This is a genomic window from Microbacterium sp. LBN7 (assembly GCF_045690345.1).
GTDB lineage: Bacteria > Actinomycetota > Actinomycetes > Actinomycetales > Microbacteriaceae > Microbacterium.
In genome coordinates this window covers 4,004,846-4,028,097 of the sequence record NZ_CP147856.1, presented here as the reverse complement: position 1 = coordinate 4,028,097, position 23,252 = coordinate 4,004,846, and the positions used below count along the sequence as shown (strand labels likewise).

General features: G+C 70.4%; 24 protein-coding genes. All 24 read right to left on the bottom strand.

Features of this window, described 5'->3' with window-relative positions; translation table 11 throughout:
* Positions 1 to 54 precede the first annotated feature (54 nt).
* A complete protein-coding gene (lgt, locus tag LBN7_RS19570) occupies positions 55 to 1,080 on the bottom strand; it encodes a prolipoprotein diacylglyceryl transferase (protein ID WP_407360561.1) in 1,026 nt (341 codons plus the stop codon).
* Between the two features lie 10 nt (positions 1,081 to 1,090).
* Entirely contained in the window at positions 1,091 to 1,894 is an 804-nt protein-coding gene (gene trpA, locus LBN7_RS19565) for a tryptophan synthase subunit alpha (RefSeq protein WP_407360560.1), read from the bottom strand.
* On the bottom strand, positions 1,891 to 3,159 hold the full coding sequence (trpB, locus tag LBN7_RS19560) for a tryptophan synthase subunit beta (RefSeq protein ID WP_407360559.1): 1,269 nt from the start codon (positions 3,157 to 3,159) through the stop codon (positions 1,891 to 1,893). The genes trpA and trpB overlap by 4 nt, the downstream gene beginning before the upstream one ends.
* On the bottom strand, positions 3,156 to 3,932 hold the full coding sequence (gene trpC / locus LBN7_RS19555) for an indole-3-glycerol phosphate synthase TrpC (protein WP_341945400.1): 777 nt from the start codon (positions 3,930 to 3,932) through the stop codon (positions 3,156 to 3,158). The genes trpB and trpC overlap by 4 nt, the downstream gene beginning before the upstream one ends.
* Entirely contained in the window at positions 3,932 to 4,162 is a 231-nt protein-coding gene (locus LBN7_RS19550; protein WP_116634951.1) for an HGxxPAAW family protein, read from the bottom strand. The genes trpC and LBN7_RS19550 overlap by 1 nt, the downstream gene beginning before the upstream one ends.
* A 47-nt stretch (positions 4,163 to 4,209) precedes the next feature.
* Positions 4,210 to 4,797: a Trp biosynthesis-associated membrane protein gene (locus LBN7_RS19545; protein ID WP_407360558.1), complete on the bottom strand. Its 588-nt coding sequence runs from the start codon at positions 4,795 to 4,797 to the stop codon at positions 4,210 to 4,212.
* The gene (gene hisI / locus LBN7_RS19540) at positions 4,794 to 5,153 is read right to left on the bottom strand and encodes a phosphoribosyl-AMP cyclohydrolase (protein WP_116634949.1); all 360 of its coding nucleotides are present in this window, start codon (positions 5,151 to 5,153) and stop codon (positions 4,794 to 4,796) included. Before hisI ends, LBN7_RS19545 begins: the two co-directional genes overlap by 4 nt.
* Positions 5,150 to 5,911: an imidazole glycerol phosphate synthase subunit HisF gene (gene hisF / locus LBN7_RS19535; RefSeq protein WP_407360557.1), complete on the bottom strand. Its 762-nt coding sequence runs from the start codon at positions 5,909 to 5,911 to the stop codon at positions 5,150 to 5,152. The genes hisI and hisF overlap by 4 nt, the downstream gene beginning before the upstream one ends.
* The gene (hisG, locus tag LBN7_RS19530) at positions 5,911 to 6,753 is read right to left on the bottom strand and encodes an ATP phosphoribosyltransferase (protein ID WP_116634947.1); all 843 of its coding nucleotides are present in this window, start codon (positions 6,751 to 6,753) and stop codon (positions 5,911 to 5,913) included. Before hisG ends, hisF begins: the two co-directional genes overlap by 1 nt.
* A gap of 38 nt (positions 6,754 to 6,791) precedes the next feature.
* Positions 6,792 to 7,055 (bottom strand): phosphoribosyl-ATP diphosphatase, encoded by a 264-nt coding sequence (locus LBN7_RS19525; RefSeq protein ID WP_116634946.1) that lies wholly within the window; start codon positions 7,053 to 7,055, stop codon positions 6,792 to 6,794.
* Complete coding sequence (gene rpe, locus LBN7_RS19520) at positions 7,052 to 7,732, bottom strand: ribulose-phosphate 3-epimerase (protein WP_279303205.1); 681 nt, start codon at positions 7,730 to 7,732, stop codon at positions 7,052 to 7,054. The genes LBN7_RS19525 and rpe overlap by 4 nt, the downstream gene beginning before the upstream one ends.
* A 4-nt stretch (positions 7,733 to 7,736) precedes the next feature.
* Positions 7,737 to 9,233 carry an RsmB/NOP family class I SAM-dependent RNA methyltransferase gene (locus tag LBN7_RS19515; RefSeq protein WP_407360556.1) on the bottom strand — a complete coding sequence of 499 codons (1,497 nt, stop codon included), beginning with the start codon at positions 9,231 to 9,233 and terminating at the stop codon, positions 7,737 to 7,739.
* Positions 9,230 to 10,150 carry a methionyl-tRNA formyltransferase gene (gene fmt, locus LBN7_RS19510; RefSeq protein WP_407360555.1) on the bottom strand — a complete coding sequence of 307 codons (921 nt, stop codon included), beginning with the start codon at positions 10,148 to 10,150 and terminating at the stop codon, positions 9,230 to 9,232. Before fmt ends, LBN7_RS19515 begins: the two co-directional genes overlap by 4 nt.
* Positions 10,151 to 10,168: 18 nt before the next feature.
* The gene (locus tag LBN7_RS19505; RefSeq protein WP_407360554.1) at positions 10,169 to 12,127 is read right to left on the bottom strand and encodes a primosomal protein N'; all 1,959 of its coding nucleotides are present in this window, start codon (positions 12,125 to 12,127) and stop codon (positions 10,169 to 10,171) included.
* Positions 12,128 to 12,143: 16 nt separating this feature from the next.
* Positions 12,144 to 13,337, bottom strand: a complete 1,194-nt coding sequence (gene metK, locus LBN7_RS19500; RefSeq protein ID WP_116634941.1) for a methionine adenosyltransferase — start codon at positions 13,335 to 13,337, stop codon at positions 12,144 to 12,146.
* A gap of 90 nt (positions 13,338 to 13,427) precedes the next feature.
* On the bottom strand, positions 13,428 to 13,685 hold the full coding sequence (gene rpoZ / locus LBN7_RS19495; protein WP_116634940.1) for a DNA-directed RNA polymerase subunit omega: 258 nt from the start codon (positions 13,683 to 13,685) through the stop codon (positions 13,428 to 13,430).
* 65 nt (positions 13,686 to 13,750) lie between these two features.
* Positions 13,751 to 14,662 carry a guanylate kinase gene (gmk, locus tag LBN7_RS19490; protein WP_116634939.1) on the bottom strand — a complete coding sequence of 304 codons (912 nt, stop codon included), beginning with the start codon at positions 14,660 to 14,662 and terminating at the stop codon, positions 13,751 to 13,753.
* The gene (pyrF, locus tag LBN7_RS19485) at positions 14,655 to 15,500 is read right to left on the bottom strand and encodes an orotidine-5'-phosphate decarboxylase (RefSeq protein ID WP_407360553.1); all 846 of its coding nucleotides are present in this window, start codon (positions 15,498 to 15,500) and stop codon (positions 14,655 to 14,657) included. The genes gmk and pyrF overlap by 8 nt, the downstream gene beginning before the upstream one ends.
* Complete coding sequence (carB, locus tag LBN7_RS19480) at positions 15,497 to 18,784, bottom strand: carbamoyl-phosphate synthase large subunit (RefSeq protein WP_407360552.1); 3,288 nt, start codon at positions 18,782 to 18,784, stop codon at positions 15,497 to 15,499. The genes pyrF and carB overlap by 4 nt, the downstream gene beginning before the upstream one ends.
* Complete coding sequence (gene carA / locus LBN7_RS19475) at positions 18,784 to 19,929, bottom strand: glutamine-hydrolyzing carbamoyl-phosphate synthase small subunit (protein ID WP_116634936.1); 1,146 nt, start codon at positions 19,927 to 19,929, stop codon at positions 18,784 to 18,786. Before carA ends, carB begins: the two co-directional genes overlap by 1 nt.
* Positions 19,926 to 20,435: a hypothetical protein gene (locus tag LBN7_RS19470; protein WP_407360551.1), complete on the bottom strand. Its 510-nt coding sequence runs from the start codon at positions 20,433 to 20,435 to the stop codon at positions 19,926 to 19,928. Before LBN7_RS19470 ends, carA begins: the two co-directional genes overlap by 4 nt.
* On the bottom strand, positions 20,432 to 21,736 hold the full coding sequence (locus LBN7_RS19465) for a dihydroorotase (protein ID WP_407360550.1): 1,305 nt from the start codon (positions 21,734 to 21,736) through the stop codon (positions 20,432 to 20,434). The genes LBN7_RS19470 and LBN7_RS19465 overlap by 4 nt, the downstream gene beginning before the upstream one ends.
* Positions 21,733 to 22,698 (bottom strand): aspartate carbamoyltransferase catalytic subunit, encoded by a 966-nt coding sequence (locus tag LBN7_RS19460; protein WP_341945393.1) that lies wholly within the window; start codon positions 22,696 to 22,698, stop codon positions 21,733 to 21,735. Before LBN7_RS19460 ends, LBN7_RS19465 begins: the two co-directional genes overlap by 4 nt.
* Complete coding sequence (gene pyrR / locus LBN7_RS19455) at positions 22,695 to 23,225, bottom strand: bifunctional pyr operon transcriptional regulator/uracil phosphoribosyltransferase PyrR (protein WP_116634933.1); 531 nt, start codon at positions 23,223 to 23,225, stop codon at positions 22,695 to 22,697. Before pyrR ends, LBN7_RS19460 begins: the two co-directional genes overlap by 4 nt.
* Positions 23,226 to 23,252 lie beyond the last annotated feature (27 nt).

Below are 23,252 nucleotides of genomic sequence, written 5' to 3'. Positions count from 1 at the left end.
GGGGACGTCATTGGCCGGGTGGATGCGTGGGGTTCCTCACGGAACTTCTGGAGGCTATCGAGAGCCGTCCGCGTCCGTGGGAGCGACGCTTGTGGCGCTGGCTCCTGCGGTGACTTCTTCGGCCGGAGGCTCGCTCAGATCCACGAAGTCAGAGGGATTGTCCTGCGATTCTACATCAGCGCCTTCGTCACTCCGTCCGCGGCCCGGCTGGTAGGGCGACGGCTCGAGACCCGGGTGACGGCGCGTCTGCACGATGAGGATCGCGAGACCGACGACGATGCCGATGATCGCGGCCCAGACGTTGCTGCGCAGGCCCAGGATGATCTCGCTCGGGTCGATGCGGATCGACTCCCAGACGACGCGTCCCGCGCTGTACCAGATGAGGTAGATCGCGAACAGGCGACCCCACTGGAAGAAGAGCTTGCGGCCGAGCCATAGCAGCACGAGCACACCCAGACCGTTCCACAGCACCTCGTACAGGAACGTGGGGTGGAACAGCGTGCCCTCGGGAAGGCCGGGAGGGAAGGCGGAGTTCGTCGACTCGATCTCGAGTCCCCACGGCAGATCGGTCGGGAGACCGAAGAGCTCGTGGTTGAACCAGTTGCCGAAGCGTCCCATGGCCTGCGCGAGCAGGAGACCGGGTGCGAGGGCGTCGGCGAAGGTCCAGAAGCGGATGCCGGTCCACCGGCATCCGAGGTAGGCGCCGATCGCGCCGCCGATGAGCGCTCCGAAGATGGCGATGCCGCCCTCCCAGATCGCCCAGACGGAACCCGGCTCGAACGGGTTCCAGGTGTTCTTCCCCTCGCCGAAGTAGAAGTTCGGGTGCGTGAGCACGTGGAAGATGCGCGCGCCGATGATCGCGATCGGGACGGCCAGGATCGAGATGTCGATCACGACCCACGGCTCCGCCCCGCGCTTGGTCAGGCGGTGGTTCGTGATCAGCGCGGCGGCGATGATGCCGGCGATGATGCACAGCGCGTAGAAGTGGATCCGGATCGGCCCCAGGTCGAAGTACGACACAGGAGGGCTCGGGATGCTGGCGAGCACGCCGTTGAAGGTGCTGTGGAGCGCGAGGGACATGAGTGCGATTCTAGTTCTCGTGATCGGGGCGTGCCGACGACGTGCCGGATGCCAGGTTTCGGGTGACCTCGGCGAGAGCCGGGATGCCGCCGTCGCGCAGCGCGCGGACGAGCGCGGTGCCGACGATCGCGCCGTCGGCGTACTCCGAGACGCCCGCGATCTGCTCGGCGGTGGAGATGCCGATGCCCACGCAGGCACGGGTTGCTCCGTGCTCGCGGAGGCGGGCGACCAGGGTGCGGGCCGCACGGTCGAGCTCGGTGCGCTCTCCGGTGATGCCCATGGTCGAGACCGTGTAGACGAAGCCGGTCGACGACTTCACCACGAGGTCCAGGCGCTCATCCGTCGACGTCGGCGCGGCGAGGAAGACGCGGTCGAGTCCGGTGCGCTCGCTCGCGGCGATCCACTCCCCTGCGACGTCGGGCGTGATGTCGGGTGTGATCAGACCGGCGCCGCCTGCGGCGAGCAGGTCGTCCGCGTAGCGGTCGACGCCGTACTGCATGACCGGATTCCAGTAGGTCATGACGAGCACGGGAGCATCGGTCACGGCTGTGATGGCGCGCACCGCGGTGAACAGGTCGGCGGTCGTGAACCCGGCGGCCAGCGCCTGGGTCGTCGCCTCCTGGATGATCGCGCCGTCCATCACCGGGTCGCTGTAGGGCGGGCCGAGCTCGATGATGTCGACGCCGTTCTCCGCGAGCGCGATGGCGGCCTGGATGCTGGTCTCGAGGTCGGGGAAGCCGACGGGCAGGTAGCCGACGAAGGCGCTGCGCCCTTCGGCCTGAGCGGCGGCGATGGCCTGTTCCACACGGCTCACAGTTCCGGCTCCCCCTTCGACGCGGCCTTGTCGGCGACGCTCTCGTCCTCGACGTCGTGCGCGAGGGCTTCCTCGTCGTACAGCTCGAAGTAGCGCGCGGCCGTGTCCATGTCCTTGTCGCCGCGCCCGGAGAGGCAGATGGCGATGATCGCATCCGGACCGAGATCTCGTCCGACGCGCAGTGCGCCGGCGAGGGCGTGCGCCGACTCGATCGCGGGGATGATGCCCTCGGTGCGGCTCAGCAGACGCAGCGCCTGCATCGCCTCGTCATCGGTGGCCGGGATGTACTCCGCGCGGCCGATGTCGGCCAGCCAGGAGTGCTCGGGGCCGACGCCGGGATAGTCGAGTCCTGCGGAGATCGAGTGCGACTCGATCGTCTGACCGTCGCCGTTCTGCAGCACGTAGGTCCGCGCTCCGTGGAGCACGCCGGGGCGTCCGCGTTCGATCGAGGCGGCGTGCCGGTCGGTGTCGACGCCGTCGCCGGCCGCTTCGACGCCGTAGAGCTTCACGCTCTCGTCGTCGAGGAAGGCATCGAACATGCCGATCGCGTTCGACCCGCCGCCGACGCACGCGAAGACGGCATCGGGAAGGCGGCCGACCTCGTCGAGGAGCTGCGCCCTGGCCTCTTCGCCGATGATCTTCTGGAAATCGCGCACCATCGCCGGGAACGGGTGGGGGCCCGCCGCGGTGCCGAAGATGTAGTTCGTCGTCTCGACGGATGCCACCCAGTCGCGGTACGCGTCGTTGATCGCGTCCTTGAGCGTGCGCGAACCCGAGGTCACAGCGACGACCTCGGCGCCGAGCAGACGCATGCGGGCGACGTTGAGCGCCTGACGCTCGGTGTCGACCTCACCCATGTAGATCGTGCACTCCAGGCCGAACAGCGCGGCAGCGGTGGCCGTGGCGACGCCGTGCTGACCCGCGCCGGTCTCGGCGATCACGCGGGTCTTGCCGAGGCGCTTGGTGAGCAGGGCCTGACCGAGCACGTTGTTGATCTTGTGGGACCCCGTGTGGTTGAGGTCCTCGCGCTTCAGGAAGACCCGTGAACCGCCGGCGTGCGCGGCGAACCGCGGCACCTCGGTGATGGCCGAGGGGCGTCCGGCGTACGAGCTCAGGAGCTGGGCGAGCTCGGCACGGAACTCGGGATCGGCCACCGCCGCCTCGTAGGCCACGGTGAGCTCGTCGATCGCCGCGATGAGCGACTCGGGCATGTAGCGCCCGCCGAACTCGCCGAAGTACGGTCCGTGCTGATCGCGCAGGCTCACTTCGCCTCCAGGAAGCTCTTGAGGGTGGCGACGGGGTCGCCCGTGACGAGCGCCTCGCCGATCAGGACGACATCCGCGCCGGCGGAGCGGTAGTGCACCACGTCGGCAGGTGTCAGGACGGCGGATTCGGCGATCTTGACCGCGGTGTCCGGGATCCGGTCGACCAGACGGCCGAACAGATCACGGTCGAGCTCGAGGGTCTTCAGGTCGCGCGCGTTCACGCCGATGAGCGGTGCGCCGAGATCGATCGCCGCCTCGAGCTCGTCGGCGGAGTGCGTCTCGACGAGCGGCGTCATGCCGAGCTCGGTGATGAAGCCGAAGAGATCCTGCAGCACGGCGGGTTCGAGCCCGGCGACGATCAGCAGGACGAGATCGGCTCCGGCCGCTCTGGCCTCGAGCACCTGATAGCGATTCGCGATGAAGTCCTTGCGCAGCACCGGCAGGGACACACGGGCGGTGACGGCCTCGAGATCGGCGAGGCTGCCGCCGAACCGCCGCTCCTCGGTGAGCACGCTGATCGCGGAGGCTCCCCCGGTCTCGTAGAGCGATGCCTGAAGGGCGGGGTCCGGGATGTCGGCGAGGGCGCCGCGCGAGGGGCTGGCCCGCTTGACCTCGGCGATGATCTTCACCTGCTCGGCGGGAGCGAGGAACGACAGGGCGTCCTTCGCCGCGGGACGCGAGAGCGCCTCCCGCTCGACGACGTCGAGGGGGCGCGAGAGCGCGCGACGCTCGGCGTCTGCGACAGCGCCGGCCGTCAGGTCGGCGAGGACCACTAGTGCGCCTTCGGCGAGTACTTGGGGCCCTTCACGCCGTAACCGGCCTTGGCCAGCGCCCAGCCCACGATCGCACCGATCGGGATGAGGGCCGCGGAGATCCAGACGAGGGCCGGCTGCTCGAAGCAGAACGCGACGGTGCCGGCGGTGAAGCCGACGAGCATGATCACGACAGCGGTCCAGGCCGCAGGCGAGTGTCCGTGGCCGGGGTCGGCGATCGGGTTGGTCATGTTCTCCTCCGGGGGACGACGTGCGGGGCGGGTTCAGTCTATCGGGGTCACCGCGTCGGGTCGGTTCCGCGGGACAGCTCGTCCCAGGAATCGACCGCGTCGACGGGACCGTCGTGCGGAGCCGCGTCGGCGGCATCCGTGCGGTAGCGGCGGCCACCGGCCTTCCAGCCCCGCCACGTCACGAGGACGACGACGGATGCTGCGAGCAGGATGACCCAGCCGACCAGAGCGATGATCGGCCACGCCGTCGGCGCGACCGCCTCCACGACATCGCCCAGGGCGCCCCCGCCGGCCAGCCCCGTGGCGTCGGTCACGGCGGGGCCCACCGCGTCGAGCGGCGCGGCGAGCAGCTGCAGCGTCGACCAGATGAGGAAGACGGATGCCGCTCCGCCGAGCACCGCGAAGACGACGCGCAGCACGCGGGCAGCGATCGAGAGTGCGGCGCCGAGGGCGAGGACGGCCAGGCTCAGCGGAGCGAGCAGGACGAGGGCCGACGCACCGGGCACGAGGATCGCCTCCCCGGCATCCGCTCGTTCGACCGTCAGCCACGTCTGCGTGGACGAGATGATGCCGATCGCGCCGGAGAGGAGGAAGCCGGAGACGGAGATCGAACGACCGCGCTGGGCGAAGGTCACGACTCTCCCGCTCCGACGGTCGCCTCGAGGTCGGTGGTGTCGAAGCACGTGCGGGTGCCGGTGTGGCAGGCAGGCCCGGTCTGCGCGACCTCGAGCAGGATCGCGTCGCCGTCGCAGTCGAGGCGGGCCTCCCGCACGACCTGGATGTTGCCGGAGGTGTCGCCCTTGCGCCAGTACTCCTGCCGGGAGCGCGACCAGTACGTCGCACGTCCCGATGTGAGGGTGCGACGCAGCGCCTCCGCGTCGACCCAGGCGAGCATCAGCACCTCGTGGGTGTCCCACTGCTGCACGATCACCGGTGCCAGGCCGTCGGCGTTGAAGACGACCTGCGCGATGCGCTCCTCGACCGATGTCATCGGACCAGCACCCCTTCCGCGCGCAGCGCGTCCTTGACGTCGCCGACGGTCAGCGCGCCGGTGTGGAACACGCTCGCGGCGAGCACCGCATCCGCTCCGGCCTTGATGGCGGGCGCGAAGTCCGCGGCCTTGCCTGCCCCGCCGGACGCGATCACCGGGACGTCGGCGACCTCGCGCATGAGACGCACGAGCTCGAGGTCGAAGCCGTCCTTGGTGCCGTCGGCGTCGATCGAGTTGACGAGGAGCTCGCCGGCGCCGCGCTCGGTGGCCTCGCGAGCCCAGGCGAGCGCGTCGAGCGTCGTCTGCGTCCGCCCTCCGTGCGTGGTCACCACGAAGCCCGAGGGCGTCGTGTCGGCGCGCTTCACGTCGAGCGAGAGGACGAGCACCTGGGCGCCGAAGCGGTCGGCGATCTCGCCGATGAGCTCAGCACGCGCGATGGCGGCCGAGTTCACTCCGACCTTGTCGGCGCCGACCGAGAGCAGTCGCGCCACATCGTCGACGCTGCGCACTCCCCCGCCGACGGTGAGAGGGACGAAGACCTGCTCGGCCGTGCGCTGCACCACGTCGTAGGTCGTCGCGCGGGCGTCGACCGTGGCGGTGACGTCGAGGAAGGTGATCTCGTCCGCACCCTGCGCGGCGTAGTGCCGGGCGAGCTCGACCGGGTCGCCCATGTCGCGGAGGTTCTCGAAGTTGACGCCCTTGACGACGCGGCCGTCGGCGACGTCCAGACACGGGATGACGCGGCTGGCGAGAGTCATCAGAGCCTCGCGTTGTGGATGGCGGTGACGAGGATGGCGCGCGCGCCGAGCGCGTACAGCTCGTCCATCACGTGGTTGACGCGCGAACGCGCGACCATGACCCGCACGGCCACCCACTCGGGGTCGCGCAGCGGCGAGACGGTCGGGGACTCGACACCGCCGGCGATCTTGACCGCGTCGTCGAGCAGGGCGACGGGGAGGTCGTAGTCGATCATGACGAAACGACGGGCGACCATGACGCCCCGCAGTCGGCGGAGCAGCGTCTCGGAGCCGTCGGCGTCGACCGGACCGGCGATGAGGACGGCCTCGGACTCGAGGATCACCGGACCGAACACGTCGAGCCCCGCCTGACGGAGCGTCGTGCCGGTCTCGACGACATCGGCGACGGCGTCCGCGACGCCGAGGCGCACGGCGGACTCCACGGCACCGTCGAGCGGGACCAGGTCGACCGCGATGCCCCGCTCATCGAGGAAGGCGTCGACGAGGCCCGGGTACGAGGTCGCGATGCGCAGGCCGTCGAGCTCCGAGACGTCGCTGTAGCGGCCCGAGGGCGCGGCGAAGCGGAACGTCGAGCCGGCGAAACCGAGGGCCTCGATCTCCCGTGCGCCCGGCATCCGGGCATCCAGCAGGAGATCCCGGCCGGTGATGCCCACGTCGATGGCGCCCGAGCCGACGTAGGTGGCGATGTCCTTCGGGCGGAGGAAGAAGAACTCGACGTCGTTCTCGGCGTCGATGACGTGCAGGGTCTTCGGGTCGCGTCGGCCGGCATAGCCGGCCTCCGCGAGCATGTCGGCGGCGGTCTCGGAGAGCGAGCCCTTGTTCGGAACAGCGATGCGCAGCATGGATGGCCTTCAGTTCGAGAGGAGAGGAACGGAGCGCATCACAGATGTCGGTAGACGTCCTGCAGGCTGAGACCCTTCGCGATCATCATGACCTGCAGGTGGTACAGCAGCTGGGAGATCTCCTCGGCGGCGGCCTCGTCGGATTCGTACTCCGATGCCATCCACACCTCGGCGGCCTCTTCGACGATCTTCTTGCCGATCGTGTGCACGCCGGCATCCAGCTCGGCGACGGTGCCGGATCCCTCTGGGCGGGTCTCGGCCTTGACGCTGAGCTCGGCGAACAGCTCGTCGAAAGTCTTCACCCCTCCAGGCTACCGGCTCGCGCGCGGTCCCTGAGCCGAGTGACGGCGGCCTCGATATCGTCGGCGCCGAAGACCGCCGAGCCCGCGACGAACGTGTTCGCGCCCGCGGCAGCGGCGATCTCGATCGTGCTGTCGGAGATCCCGCCGTCGACCTGCAGCCACACCTGCGATCCGCGGCGCTGCGCCTCGTCGGCGAGAGCGCGCAGCTTGGGCATGGTCTCGGGCATGAAACCCTGACCGCCGAAGCCCGGCTCCACGGTCATGACGAGGATCTGGTCGAACTCCTCGAGCACCGAGTACAGCGGTTCCGCGGGTGTGTCGGGCTTGATCGCGATGCCGGCGCGAGCGCCGATGTCGCGCAGCCGACGGGCGAGGGCGATCGGATCCGCCGCCGCCTCCAGATGGAACGTCACGCTGGCCGCCCCCAGCTCCGCATAGCCCGGAGCCCAGCGGTCCGGATCGGTGATCATGAGATGCACGTCGAGCGGGATGGGACTGGTCGCCTGGATGCGCTCCACCATCTGCGGTCCGAACGTGAGGTTCGGGACGAAGTGGTTGTCCATCACGTCGACGTGGGCGAAGTCAGCGGTCGCGATCTTGGCGAGATCGGCCTGCATGTTCACGAAGTCGGCGGCCAGGATGCTGGGGTTGATGCGGGGTGCGCTGGGGAGTTCCACGGTCCTAGTCTTCCTTCGCTGCGGTGTTCGGGGCGTCCGTGCGCTGGAGCAGCGCGAGGAACATGGCGTCGGTGCCATGACGATGCGGCCAGAGCTGGGCGCTGCCGGAATCCGCGCGGCCGTCATCGGCGAGGTCGATCGGCGACCGGGCGAGGTCGGCGATCACGGACCTCGCGTCGAGCTCGGTGATGTCGGCACGGTCGCGCAGCACCTCCTGCACGACGCCGACGGTCTCGGCCAGATGCGGCGAGCATGTGACGTAGGCCACGATGCCGCCCGGCGCGAGAGCCTCCAGTGCCGCCGTCAGGAGGTCGACCTGCAGCGGCACGAGCTCCGCGACGTCGGCCGGAGACTTGCGCCACCGCGCCTCCGGACGGCGGCGCAGCGCGCCGAGGCCGGTGCAGGGGGCGTCGACGAGGATCCGGTCGAACTCTCCCGCCCGCGCCGCGGCCAGTTCACGACCGTCCTGTTCGTGCACGACGACCTCGCCCGGAACGGCTCGGAGCGCGTTGCGCACCAGACGGGCGCGCGTCGGCACGACCTCGTTCGCCTCGAGGGTCGCGCCATGCTCGCGGGCGATGGCCGCAAGGAGGGCGGTCTTGCCTCCGGGCCCCGCGCACAGGTCGAGCCACCGCTCCCCTGCCCGGATCGGCGCGGCATCCGCCAGAGCGAGGGCGACGAGCTGGGAGCCCTCGTCCTGCACGCGGACGGTGCCTCCCGATGCCTCGACGGAGCGTCGCGGATCGCCGCCGGGTGACGCGAAGGCCGTCACGGCATAGGGCCGACGGGGGTCGACGGGTTCGGCCAGCCCCGGCAGCGCCACCAGCGTCACCTCGGGTGAGACGTTGTCGGCCTCGAGCAGCGCCTCGAGCTCGTCCACGCGTCCCTCGGCCGCGAGAGCGCGTCGCAACGCTCGGATGATCCAGACCGGATGCGCCGACCGCAGCGCGAGTCGCTCGTCGTCGGAGCGCGCATCCTCCTCGATCCGCTCGTGCCAGTGCTCGGGGGTGTCGCGCGCGATCCTCCGCAGCACGGCGTTCGTGAAGCTCCCCGCACCGCGTCCCGCTGCCGTCGCGACGAGGTTCACGGACTCGTTGACGGCCGCATGCGAGGCCACACGAGTCGCCAGCAGCTGGTGCACGGCGAGACGCAGCGCATCGAGGACCGCGTGGTCGATGCCGTCGACGGCGCGGTCGGCGGCGGACGCGATGATCGCGTCGTAGAGCCCGCGGCGTCGCAGCGTGCCGTAGGTGAGCTCGGTGGCGAGGGCGGCGTCCTGCGGGTTGAGCCCGGCCTCGGCGATGGCCGCGGGCAACAGCAGATTGGCGTACGCGTCGGAGTCGGACACCGCGCGCAGCACATCGTAGGCGACGCGTCGCGCCGGCTGCACGGTGCGCGTCGGTCCCCGGCGTCCCGAGCGGTCCCCTGTGTTCGTGGGACGCGCGGCACCCTGGCGACCGGAGGTCCGTCGCGGTGCTCTCCCCTGCTCAGACGGGCTCATGATCCGGCACGCAGCCCTTCCGTGGCGCGCTGCCCGCGCCACCAGTCGACGGCGTTCATCGCGCCCTTGCCCGCCGGCTGCACACGCGTGACGGCGAGAGGAGCGGATGCCGTGCCGATCAGCAGGGCCGACTTCGTGCCGACGATGCGACCGGGCTCCACCGGCTCGGCAGCATCCGCCGGGGCCGCCTCGAGGATCTTGAGCCGCTGCCCCTCGACGGTGGTGTGCGCTCCGGGTTCCGGAGTCACGCCGCGGAACCGGGCGAACACCGCGTCGGCAGGCTCGGACCAGTCGAGCAGGCCGTCGACGAGGGTCAGCTTCGGGGCGAGCGTCGGCGTCCCCTGCTGCGGCTCGGCGCGGGCGGTCCCGTTCGCGATCGCGTCGACCACCTCCGCGGTCAGCTCCGCACCGTCGCGGGCCAGGGTCTCGAGTGCCTGCTCGGCGGTCGCGGTCGGCGCGACCACGATCGTGCGCATGGCGAACACGTCGCCCGCATCGAGCTCCGGGACGAGCTGGAACACGCTCGCTCCGAGCTCGCGGTCACCGGCGATCAGCGCACGCTGCACCGGCGCGGCTCCTCGCCAGGCGGGCAGCAGGGAGAAGTGCAGGTTGATCCACCCGGCATCCGGAGCCGAGAGCAGCGGCTCGCGCACCAGGCCGCCGTAGGCGACGATCACCCCGAGCTCGGGCCGCAGCGCCGTGATGCGCGCCGTCGCGTCGTCGTCGAGGCGTGCCGCCCGGATCACGGGAAGACCGAGCTCTTCCGCCGCCTGAGCGACCGGAGAGGGCGTGAGCACGCGCTTGCGGCCGAGGGGCGCGTCGGGTCGGGTGACGACCGCGACGATGTCGTGCAGCGTCGAGAGACGTCGCAGTGTGGGCACGGCGGCAGCGGGTGTGCCGGCGAAGACGAGGCGCATGAAGGTTCTCCGGATGGGTCAGAGCTCTGGATCGAGGATATCGAGACGGACCGAGAGCGTGTTCTTCGCGTTGCGCGCGCGGCCTCGACGACCGGCGACGGCCTCGGCGACGACGGCCGCTCGCAGGACGGTGGCGACACGGCTGCCTGCGCCGTAGCCGAACCGGACGAGCGCGCGCACGCGCGGCGGGACGTCATCGGAGTCGATCGGGACGGGCCCGAGGACGGCGTCGGCGGGAAGGGCGAGCTCGCCCAGCGCGACCAGCGCGCGGGAGACGGCCGCGGCGGATCCCTCGACCAGCGCCACCCGCGCCGTCGGGGGCATGTGCAGTGGCGCACGGCTCTCGAGCTCGGATCGCGCGTAGCCGGCCTGGTTCCAGGTCGCGAGGGCCATGCCGACCGCACCGCTGACGCCGACGAGATGGATCGGGGCTCCTGGAGCGGCGAGGGCCGCCGCGTTCGACCACCAGCGCAGGCACGCCTCCCCGATACGCAGATCCGGTGCCTGGAGCATCCGCGGTCCGTCCAGGAGGACGACGGCACGGTACCCGCCGGCCGCCAGCGGCTCGGCGCCGCGTGTCGCCACGACGAGCGCGGGCTTGGCGTCGACGCGTTCGACGGGGTGCGCGCTGTCGGCGACGATCACACGGATGCCGGGGAACGCGCGCCCGAGCTCGTCGGCGGTGCGCTCGCTCCCGGAGGATGCGAGTCGGAGCTTCGTCGACGAGCAGGCGGGGCAGACCCAGGCGCGGGCGCTGCGGCCGCACCAGCCGCACACGGGGACAGCGCCGCGGTGGCGTGCGCCGAGAGGGCCGCCGCAGTGCGGGCAGCGGGCAGGTGCGCGGCACTCCGCGCAGACCAGCGAGGGCGAGAAGCCGGGACGGGACACCTGCACCAGGACGGGCCCCTCCGCCGCGGCGGTGCGCGCGGCGAGGAACGCCGAGGACGGCATCCGCTGCGCGGCGGGCTGCTCCATCTCCTGCGGGGTGCTGAGCACGACCTTCGGCAGCACACGGCGGGACGCGCGCACGTCCTGCAGCCAGCCGCGCGCGACGAGGCGCTCGACGTCGGTCGTGCGGGTGTGCCCCGCGAAGAGCAGCGCCGACTGCTCGAGCTCCTGACGGAGCAGTGCCGCGTCCCGCGCGTTCACGTACGGTGCGAGCTGCTCGCCCAGCAACGGGTCTCCGTCGTCCCAGACGGCGACGAGACCCGCCTCGACCGGGGCATAGACCGCGGAGCGGTTCCCGACGACGATGCAGGGCGACTCCTCGAGGGTGCGGAGGAAGCCGCGGTACCGATCGGGGTTCGTCTGGCGGGAGTCGTAGCGCACGACCGCGTCGCCGGGGACGAGCGCCTCGAGGGCTGTGAGCAGCCGATCGAGGTCGCGGTGGTCGGGCACGATGAGGATCGACGAGCGGCCGGCGGCCAGCATCCGTGTCGCGGAGGCCGCGAGGAGCTGGGACCAGGCCTCTCCCCCGTCACGCAGCTGCGGGACGGCCTCGACGGCGGCGCGTCCTCCTCCGTCGAGCACGGCGACGAGTCCGTCGTAGACGTCGAGGATCTCCTGACTCCGTTCGACGGCGGACGCATCGAGCACCGGCACCGGGCTGTCCGCGGTCCAGGCCTTCTCGACCCGCACCTGCCGCTTCGGGATCACGAGTCGCAGCACATCGGAGGCGGAACCTGCCGCGCGGTCGGCGACGCGTCGGGCGAGTCGGTGCAGGCGCTCGGGCAGCACGGCGACCTCGGAGACGACGCTGTCGACCTCGGAGAGGGGCCTGTCGGCATCGTCCTCCCTGTCGATGTCGACGATGTAGCCGTCGATCACACGGCCGGCCGTGCGCAGCGGAACGCGCACGCGCACCCCGAGCCGGACCTCGCCGAACTCGGCGGGGAGGGAGTAGTCGAACAGACGGTCGAGCTGCGGCAGCGGTGAGTCGAGGAGCACGCGCGCGATGCGCCGGCTCTCGGACGTCATGAGGACCGAGGCCCCATCAGAGACCGGCGGCGCGGCGCAGCTCTTCGACGCGGTCGGTGCGCTCCCACGTGAAGTCGGGAAGCTCGCGGCCGAAGTGGCCGTAGGCGGCGGTCTGCGCGTAGATGGGACGGAGCAGATCGAGCTGCTCGATGATGGCCTGCGGGCGGAGGTCGAAGACCTGCTCGATCGCCCGGATGATCGCCTCGTCGGTCACCTTGCCGGTGCCGAAGGTCTCGACGTAGAGACCGACCGGACGCGCGACGCCGATCGCGTACGCGACCTGCACCTCGAGGCGGTCGGCGAGACCGGCCGCGACCGCGTTCTTCGCGACCCAGCGGGTGGCGTAGGCCCCGGAGCGGTCGACCTTGGACGGATCCTTACCGCTGAACGCGCCGCCGCCGTGACGGGCAGCTCCGCCATAGGTGTCGATGATGATCTTGCGTCCGGTGAGACCGGCGTCGCCCTTGGGACCACCCGTGACGAACGGACCGGCAGGGTTGATGTAGTGCGTGACGTCGCTCAGGTCGAGGCCCGTGGTCGCGAGGATCGGATCGATGACGTGCTCGCGCACCTGCGCCTTCAGCTCGTCCTGGGAGATGTCGGGGTGGTGCTGCGTGGAGAGCACGACCGCGTCGACGGTCTTCGGCGTGAAGCCGTCGTAGCCCAGCGTGACCTGCGTCTTGCCGTCGGGACGGAGGAACGGCAGCAGACCGCTGCGACGCACCTCGGTCAGGCGCTCGGCGATGCGGTGCGCCGTCCACGCGGCCATCGGCATGAGCTGCGGCGTCTCGTTGGTGGCGAAGCCGAACATGATGCCCTGGTCGCCGGCGCCGAGCGCGTCGAGCGGATCGACCGACGAGCCGTCGCGGTGCTCCTGCGCGTTGTCGACGCCGTGCGCGATGTCGGTGGACTGCTCGCCGACCGAGATGCTGACACCGCAGGAGTCGCCGTCGAAGCCGGTCTCGCTCGACGTGTAGCCGATGCCGTTGACGACCTGTCGCACGATCGTCGGGATGTCGACGTACGCCTCGGTGCGGATCTCACCGGCGACGTGCACGAGGCCTGTCGTGACGAGCGTCTCCACCGCGACCCGGGAACCGGGGTCCTTCGCGATGAGCCCGTCGAGGATGCTGTCGGAGATCTGGTCGCAGATCTTGTCCGGGTGCCCTTCGGTGACGGACTCGGACGTGAACAGACGCAGCGCGCTCATCGGTGCTCCAGAACGGGGACGGACGGTGGGAGGGGTGTTGCCCCCATTCTGGACCGCGGCACCGACAGTGCGGCGCCGCGGTCTCGAATATCACTCTGCGTGACGCAGGCGGAGCTTGTCCTCGTTGATCTCGTGCAGCGCGATGGTGAGCGGCTTGTCCTCGACCGAGGAGTCGACCAGCGGGCCGACGTTGTCGAAGAGGTTGCCCTCGTGCAGGTCGGAGTAGTAGTCGTTGATCTGACGCGCGCGCTTGGCGGCGTAGATCACGAGCTCGTACTTGGAGTCGACGCGGTCGAGAAGGTTGTCGATGGGGGGATCGATGATGCCCTTGGTGTGGTGTCCGGCCATGGTGGGACCTCCAGATCAGGCGACGGGTTCGTCGCGAAGACGGTGCAAAGGCGCGCGAAGGTGACTCAGCGCGCAGAGCCTGAGGACAATTCTACGACCTCACGGGCGGCGGCGGCGACGTCCTCGTTCACGATGAGGTGATCGAACTCGTTCTGGGCGGCCAGTTCGACCTTGGCGGTGCGCAGTCGCCTGGCGCGTTCCTCCGCCTCCTCGGTGCCCCGCCCGACCAGGCGGTGCACCAGTTCGTCCCAGCTCGGCGGGAGCAGGAAGATGAGCGTGGCGGCCGGCTCGGCGCGTCGCACCTGCCGGGCACCCTGCAGGTCGATCTCCAGCAGAACGGTCCTGCCTTCGGCCAGCGCCGCGTCGATCGGCGCCCTCGGCGTGCCGTAACGGGAGCGGTTGTGCACCACCGCGTACTCGAGGAGCTCGTCGTCGGCAATCAGGCGGTCGAACTCGGCGTCATCGACGAAGAAGTAGTGCACGCCGTCGATCTCACCCGGCCGCGGAGGCCGGGTCGTCGCCGACACCGAGAGGTGGATCTCGGGATTGTGCTCACGGATGTGGGCCGCGACGGTGCCCTTGCCGACCGCCGTGGGACCGGCCAGCACGAGCAGACGGCTGCGTGCGCCGCGCGGCTCGAGCACCGGGAAGCGGGAATCGAGCCAGGTCTCCAGCACGACGCGCTGACGGGCGCCGAGCCCGCCGAGACGCTTGACCGGGGAGATGTGCAGCTCCTCCAGCACGCGATCGCGCTTCCCGGCGCCGATGGCGGGGAGAGCGAGCAGGAAGTCGGTGATCCGCATGGACCCCTCGACCGAGTCCGCATCCGCGGTGGCGCGATGCAGCACCGTCTGCGGTGCCACGACGCGCATCGTGAGATCGCGCTTCAGCGACGCCCTGGCGCGTCGGCGCTCGACGGCCCGGCGTGCGGCCGCCGCGCGGTCGACCTCGGGAACGGTCCGAAGCGGTTCAGACACCGACGGCCTCCCGATACTCGGCGACGCGATGGGAGATCGCCGCGGCGAGACCCTCAGGACCGGCGGAGAGGATGCTGCGGCTCTCGCTGGCGATCACGGCATCCGCCATCGTGCCGAAGCGTGCGCGGAGGTCGGCGGGCGTCGCCCCCTGGGTGCCGAAACCGGGCGCCAGGATGGGGGCGATCGGGCCGAACGGCGTGATGCCTGCCTGATCCCAGTCGACCGTCGCGCCGATGACGAAGCCGAAGCTCCCCCACGCCCCGGGCTCGACCAGGCCCGCGTTGCGCGCCGATACCTCGCCGACGATCTCCGCCGACACCGTCAGGCCGGTGGCCCCGATCGCACGCTGCACGCCCGCGGCCTCGGGGTTGCTGGTCGCCGCGAGCACGAACACGCCCTTCTCGTGCTTCGCCGCGAGGGCGAACGTGCCGTCGAGCGCTCCGACGCCGAGGAACGGGTTCACCGTGAGGGCATCCGCTTCCAGAGGCGCGCCGGGCGTCAGCCAGGCACGGGCGTAGTCGTCCATGGTCGAACCGATGTCGCCGCGCTTCGCGTCGGCGATGACGAGCAGCCCGGCGGCGCGGGCCGCTGCGAGCACGTCTTCCAGCGCCGCGATGCCCTGCGACCCGAAGCGCTCGAAGAACGAGACCTGCGGCTTGACGACCCCGACGCGCCCCGCGGCGGCATCGACGGTGCGCAGCCCGAACTCGCGCACCCCGGCGGCGTCATCACCGAGGCCCCACGCGGCGAGCAGCTCGGCGTGCGGGTCGATGCCGACGCAGAGGGGACCGCGGGCGTCCAGCGCCCCGCGGACCCTCTCACCGAAGCTCTGACTCACAGCGCTGCCGCCCGATCGATCGCGTACTCCTGCAGACTCTTCACCTGGAAGCCCTCGTGCGCGGCATCCATACCGCTGACGGCGGCGCCGAGCACCGCCATCGTGGTGAACAGCGCCTTGTCGGCAGCGACCGCCGCCGCACGGATCTCGTAGCCGTCGGCACGGGCCGCACCACCGGAGGGCGTGTTCACGACGATGTCGATCGCACCCTCGTTGATCAGGTCGACGATGTTCTTCGCGCCGGACTCCTGGGTCTCGCTGTACTTCTCCACCACGGTCACCGCGATGCCGTTGCGCGAGAGGATCTCGGCGGTGCCCTCGGTCGCCACGATCGTGAAGCCGAGCTGCTGCAGGCGGTGCGCCGGCAGGATCACCGCGCGCTTGTCGGAGTCGGCGACCGAGATGAACACGGTGCCCGAGGTGGGCATGCCGCCGTAGGCCGCCGCCTGGCTCTTCGCGAAGGCCGTCGGGAAGTCGCGGTCGATGCCCATGACCTCACCCGTGGAGCGCATCTCCGGGCCGAGCACGGAGTCGACCGTCTTGCCGTCCGCCGTGCGGAAGCGCTTGAACGGCAGCACGGCCTCCTTGACCGCGACCGGGGCGCCGAGCGGGACGCGGGAGCCGTCCTGCTGCGGCAGCATGCCCTCGGCACGCAGCTCCGCGATCGTGGAGCCGGTCATGACGCGGCTCGCGGCCTTCGCCATCGGGATGCCGAGCGCCTTGGACACGAAGGGCACCGTGCGGCTGGCGCGGGGGTTCGCCTCGATCACGTAGAGCACGCCGGCGCTGATCGCGAACTGCACGTTCAGCAGGCCGCGCACGCCCACGCCTTCGGCGATGGCGAGGGTCGCCTCGCGCACACGGTCGACATCGGTGCGTCCGAGCGAGACCGGAGGGAGCGTGCAGCTGGAGTCGCCGGAATGGATGCCGGCTTCCTCGAGGTGCTCCATGACGCCGCCGATGTAGAGGTCGGTGCCGTCGTACAGCGCGTCGACGTCGAGCTCGATCGCATCGTCCAGGAAGCGGTCGACGAGCAGGGGCTTGCCCTCCTCGATGACGACCTCGCCGGCGGTGCGCACGAAGTAGTCGCGCAGCGATGCCGTGTCGTAGACGATCTCCATGCCGCGGCCGCCGAGGACGAAGCTCGGGCGCACGAGCACGGGGTAGCCGATCTCCTCGGCGATGCGCACGGCACCCTCGACGTCGATCGCGGTGCCGTTGCGCGGGGCGACGAGCCCCGCCTCGTCGAGCAGGCGCGAGAACAGCTCGCGCTCCTCGGCGAGATCGATGGCGGCGGGGCTGGTGCCGAGAACGGTGTAGCCGGCCGCCTCGATCCCCTTGGCGAGTCCCAGGGGGGTCTGTCCGCCGAGCTGGCAGACCACGCCGAGGATCGTGCCGCTCGCGGCTTCCGCGTCGAGGACCTCGAGCACGTCCTCGAGCGTCAGCGGCTCGAAGTACAGGCGGTCGGACGTGTCGTAGTCCGTCGAGACCGTCTCCGGGTTGCAGTTGACCATGACGGTCTCGAACCCGGCGTCCGACAGCGCGAACGAGGCGTGCACGCAGGAGTAGTCGAACTCGACGCCCTGCCCGATGCGGTTCGGGCCCGAGCCGATGATGACGACCTTGGTGCGCTCGGAGGGGGCGACCTCGGTCTCGAAGTCGTAGCTGGAGTAGTGGTACGGCGTCAGAGCCGGGAACTCCCCCGCGCACGTGTCCACGGTCTTGTAGACCGGGCGGATGCCGAGACCGTGACGGACGCCGCGGACCTCGGGCTCCGTCGTGCCACGGAGCTCGGCGAGCTGCGCGTCGGAGAAGCCGTGCTCCTTCGCGTAGCGGAGTGTCGCGGCATCCAGCTCGGGCGCCGTGCGCACGATCTCGGCGACCTCGTTGATCAGCACGATCTGGTCGAGGAACCAGGGGTCGATCGCCGTGGCGTCGAATGCCTGCTCCACGGTCGCGCCCTTGCGGAGCGCCTGCTGCAGCGTGACGATGCGGCCGTCCGTCGGGATCTTCGAGATCTCCAGGAGCTCTTCGAGCGAGCGCTCCTCCGTGCCCCAGTGGAAGCTCGAACCGCGCTTCTCGAGTGAACGGAGCGCCTTCTGCAGCGCGGTCGCGTAGTTGCGACCGATCGCCATCGCCTCGCCGACCGACTTCATGGTCGTCGTCAGCGTCGCGTCAGCGGCCGGGAACTTCTCGAACGCGAATCGCGGCACCTTCACCACGACGTAGTCGAGCGTGGGCTCGAAGCTCGCCGGGGTGACTCCCGTGATGTCGTTCGGGATCTCGTTGAGGCGATAGCCGAGCGCGAGCTTAGCTGCGAGCTTCGCGATCGGGAAGCCGGTCGCCTTGGAGGCGAGGGCGCTCGACCGGGAGACGCGCGGGTTCATCTCGATGACGATGATGCGCCCGTTCTCGGGGTTGACGGCGAACTGGATGTTGCAGCCGCCGGTGTCGACGCCCACCGCGCGGATGATGTCGATGCCGATGTCGCGCAGCTTCTGGTACTCGCGGTCGGTGAGCGTCAGAGCCGGTGCGACCGTGATCGAGTCTCCCGTGTGGACGCCGACCGGGTCGACGTTCTCGATGGAGCAGACGACGACCGTGTTGTCGGCGGTGTCGCGCATGAGCTCGAGCTCGTACTCCTTCCAACCGAGGATCGACTCCTCCAGGAGGACCTCGGTGGTCGGCGAGTCGCGCAGCCCCGCGCCTGCGATGCGGCGGAGGTCGCTCTCGTCGTACGCGAATCCGGACCCCAGGCCGCCCATCGTGAAGCTCGGGCGCACGACGAGCGGGTAGCCCAGCTCATCGGCCGCCGCGAGCACCTCGTCCATCGTGTGGGCGATGCGGGAGTCGGCGACGTCGGCGCCGGCATCCAGGACCAGCTGCTTGAAGATCTGACGATCCTCGCCCTTGTTGATCGCCTCGAAGCTCGCGCCGATGAGCTCGACGTCGTACTTCTCGAGGATGCCGTGGTTGTGCAGCTCGATCGCGGCGTTGAGCGCCGTCTGCCCGCCGAGGGTCGGGAGGATCGCGTCGGGACGCTCCTTCGCGATGATCGTCTCGATGACCTGCCAGGTGATCGGCTCGATGTACGTCGCGTCCGCGAAGTCGGGGTCGGTCATGATCGTGGCCGGGTTGGAGTTGACCAGGATGACCCGGACGCCCTCCTCGCGCAGCACGCGGCACGCCTGGGTGCCGGAGTAGTCGAACTCACAGGCCTGACCGATGACGATCGGACCGGATCCGATGACGAGGACGGAGTTGATGTCGTCGCGCTTGGGCATTACTTGCTGTCCTTCTGAGTCGCGATGACCAGGTCGCGGAACCGGTCGAAGAGGTAGTTGGCGTCGTGAGGGCCCGCGGCGGCCTCGGGGTGGTACTGCACCGAGAAGGCGGGGATGTCGAGCGCCCGGAGGCCCTCGACCACGTTGTCGTTCAGTCCGACATGGCTGACCTCGACCTTGCCGTAGCCGTTCGGACTGTCGAACGTCCCCTCCAGCGGGGCGTCCACCGCGAAGCCGTGGTTGTGCGCCGTGATCTCGACGCGGCCCGTGGTCTTGTCGAGGACCGGCTGGTTGATGCCGCGGTGACCGAACGGCAGCTTGTAGGTGCCGAGCCCGAGAGCACGGCCGAGCAGCTGGTTGCCGAAGCAGATCCCGAAGAACGGGAGGCCGTCGTCGAGGACCGCGCGCAGCAGCTCGACGTGATCGCCGGATGCGGCAGGATCGCCGGGGCCGTTCGAGTAGAAGACGGCGACCGGGTCGATCGAGCGGATCTCGTCGATCGTCACGTTCTGCGGGAGAACGTGCACCTCGAAGCCGCGGGCGGCCAGGTTGTCGATCGTGGCCTGCTTCACCCCGAGGTCGAGGACCGCGAGGTTGCCGACCCGCTGTCCCATCGCGGTCGTCACGGTCGCGACGTCCACCGACACCTCGGCGGACAGGTTCCGCCCTGCCATCTCGGGTGCCTCGCGGACGATGCGCAGCTGCTCCTCCGCGTCGAGAGCGGCATCCGCGCCGGAGAAGACCCCGCCGCGCATCGATCCGGCCGAGCGGATGTGACGAGTGATCGCGCGCGTGTCGATCCCGCTGATGCCGACGATGCCGTCGTTCAGCAGCACCTCGTCGAGGGATGCGTTCGCGCGCCAGTTCGAGACGACGCGAGAGGGGTCGCGGACGATGTAGCCGGCGACCCAGATACGGCGGGACTCGGCGTCCTCGTCGTTCATGCCGGTGTTGCCGATGTGGGGTGCGGTCTGCAGGACGATCTGACCGGCGTACGACGGGTCGGTGATCGTCTCCTGGTAGCCGGACATGCCGGTCGCGAACACCACTTCGCCGAGGGTGCGACCGCGCGCGCCGTACGCACGACCGGTGTGGCGGGTGCCGTCTTCCAGGACGAGGACGGCGGTTTCGGGCAGGGAGGTCATCGTGTGGCTCCTGTGTCGGGGGCAGCGGGAACGAGCCGCTGCAGTTCAGAGATGAGGTTCTTCGGGTCGCCGGTGGCGAGGCGCAGGTAGGAGTCGACGACCGTGTCGTCGTCGACGTTCCAGGCGATGCGGATGAGCCCGCCCGGCTCGACGACGCGATCGATCGTGACGGTGGCCCTGTCGACGTGCACGAGGCGGGACGAGGCGAGGAACACCGTCGGCGCGCCGTCGAGGCAGAGCGCGACACCCCGATCCGTGACCGCGAGCTCACCGCGGGCGCGGTAGATCAGCGGCGAGACCGCCAGCCGCTCCAGCGGCTGGTCGTGTCGCGTCGTCGAGACGTACAGCACCTCGTCGCGGCGGGCGACCTCCGCGTGCTTCGGGACTCCGAGCGGTGCGGTGAGACCGGAGTCCCGGCGCAGTCGTCGTCGCCACGCGAACAGCATCGCGAGCAGGATGAGCACGGCCACGGCGATCATGATCGCGATGGCGAGTTCGCGCGTCACGCGTTCAGCTCCTCGACGACCGCGCCGCCGTCGACCGTGAGCGTGCCGCCATGGACGGTGAACTCGACCCGTCCGGGGAGCGCGCGACCGAGGTACGGCGAGTTCACGCTGCGCCCGTGGAGGTCGGCTTCCGTGAAGACACCGGCGACCGAGGCGTCGTAGAGGGTGATCTGCGCGGCAGCCCCGACCTCGAGGGGCGTTCCGTGTCCGGCAAGCCGTCCGATGCGCGCGGGAGCCGCGCTCATGACCCTGGCCACGTCGCCCCAGCCGATGAGCCCGGTCTGCACCATCGACTGGTGCACGACGCGCAGCGCGCTCTCGAGGCCGACCATGCCGTTCGCGGCCGCCTGCCACTCGCAGGCCTTGTGCTCGCTGGGGTGCGGGGCGTGATCCGTCGCGACGATGTCGATCGTGCCGTCCGCGAGTCCTTCACGCACGGCCAGCACGTCCTCCTCCCGCCGCAGCGGCGGGTTGACCTTGTAGCGCGCGTCGTAGCCGCGCACGAGCTCGTCGGTCAGCAGCAGGTGGTGCGGTGTCACCTCGGCGGTGACCGCGATGCCGCGCTTCTTGGCCCAGCGGATGATGTCGACCGAACCGGCCGTCGAGAGGTGGCACACGTGCAGCCGCGAACCGACGTGCTCGGCGAGGAGCACGTCGCGGGCGATGATCGACTCCTCCGCGACCGCGGGCCATCCGGCGAGACCCAGCTCCGCCGAGACGGTCCCCTCGTTCATCTGCGCGCCCTCGGTGAGCCGCGGGTCCTGCGCGTGCTGCGCGATCACGCCGTCGAAGGACTTCACGTACTCGAGGGCCCGGCGCATGATCAGCGGGTCGAACACGCAGAAGCCGTCGTCGCTGAAGACGCGCACCTGCGCCCGGGAGGTGGCCATGGCCCCCAGCTCGGCGAGACGCTCGCCCTTCTGGCCGACCGTGACGGCGCCGATGGGCTGCACCGTGGCGTATCCGGCGGCCTCGCCGAGCGCGAGCTCCTGTTCGACCACACCCGCCGTGTCGGCGACCGGCGACGTGTTCGGCATGGCGAAGACGGCCGTGAAACCACCGGCCGCCGCCGCCCTCGTGCCGGTGAGGATCGTCTCGGATGCCTCGTAGCCGGGCTCGCGCAGATGCGTGTGCAGGTCGACGAGGCCCGGCAGTGCGACGAGTCCGTCGGCGTCGATGACGCGTGCACCTGCGCGGCTCAGGCCGCTGCCGATCTCGGTGATGACACCGCCCTCGACGATGATGTCGGCGCTCTCCGCACCGAGCAGCTGTGCACCGGTGATGACGAGGGTCTCGCTCACAGGTCTCCCCCTCGTTCGTCGTCTCGTTCTCCTGCCAGCAGCAGGTACAGCACCGCCATGCGGACGGACACTCCGTTGGTGACCTGCTCCAGCACCGTCGAGCGGTCGGAATCGGCTGCTTCGGAGGAGATCTCCAGTCCACGGTTCATGGGTCCGGGGTGCATGACAATGCTACCGTCCGGGAGCCCGGCCACACGCCGTGCGTCGAGCCCCCAGCGGCGCGAATACTCCCGCTCAGTCGGGAAATACGCCGCGTTCATCCGCTCGAGCTGGATCCGCAGCATCATCACGGCGTCCGGCTCCTCCGCCAGTGCCTCGTCGAGGTCGAAGACGACCCGGACCGGCCAGAGCGACACGTTCTGCGGCACGAGCGTCGGCGGAGCGACGAGAGTCACGGATGCGCCGAGGGTCGTGAGGAGCCAGACGTTCGAGCGTGCGACCCGCGAATGCAGCACGTCGCCCACGATGACGATCCGGAGTCCGGCGAGATCGCGCCCGCGGCTGTCGGCGCCGAAGCGGCGCTTGCGGATCGTGAAGGCGTCGAGCAGCGCCTGCGTCGGGTGCTCGTGCGTGCCGTCGCCGGCGTTCACCACACCGGCCGAGATCCATCCGCTGGTCGCGAGCGTCTGCGGGGCGCCGGATCCGGGATGACGCACGACGACGGCATCCGCGCCGATGGCCTCCAGGGTCTGCGCCGTGTCCTTCAGACTCTCGCCCTTCGAGACGCTCGAGCCCTTGGCCGCGAAGTTGATCACGTCCGCGGAGAGGCGCTTGGCGGCGGCCTCGAAGGAGATGCGGGTGCGGGTCGAGTCCTCGAAGAAGAGGTTCACGACCGTCTTGCCGCGGAGCGTCGGGAGCTTCTTCACCTCGCGGGACTGGGTGTCGGACATGTCCTCGGCGATGTCGAGGATGCGGAGGGCTGTCGCCCGGTCGAGCGTGCGGGTGTCGAGGAGGTGTCTCATTCGCCGATCGTCACCTCCTCGGCCCCGTCGTTCTCGGTGAGGCGCACGTTGACCCGCTCGGAGCGGGCGGAGGGGATGTTCTTGCCGATGAAGTCGGGCCGGATCGGGAGCTCGCGATGACCGCGGTCGACGAGGATCGCGAGCCGCACGACGGCCGGTCGTCCGATCGACTGGATCGCGTCGAGCGCCGCGCGGATGCTGCGACCGGAGAAGAGCACGTCGTCGACCAGCACGACCGTCTTCCCGTCGATCCCGCCGTCCGGGATCTCGGTCGGGTGCGGGGACCGCGTCGGGTGCTTGGCCAGGTCGTCGCGGAACAGCGTGACGTCCAGCGCGCCGACGGCGACCGGGGTCTGCGCGATCTCGCCGATCAGGCGCGACAGGCGGTGGGCGAGAGTGACGCCGCGGGTCGGAATGCCCAGCAGGACGAGGTTCTCAGCCCCTCGATTCGACTCGAGGATCTCGTGCGCGATACGGGTCAGAGCCCGCGATACGTCGGCTTCGTGCAGCACGGTGCGTGCGCTCATCAGCCGCTCCCTTCTCCGCCTCACAGG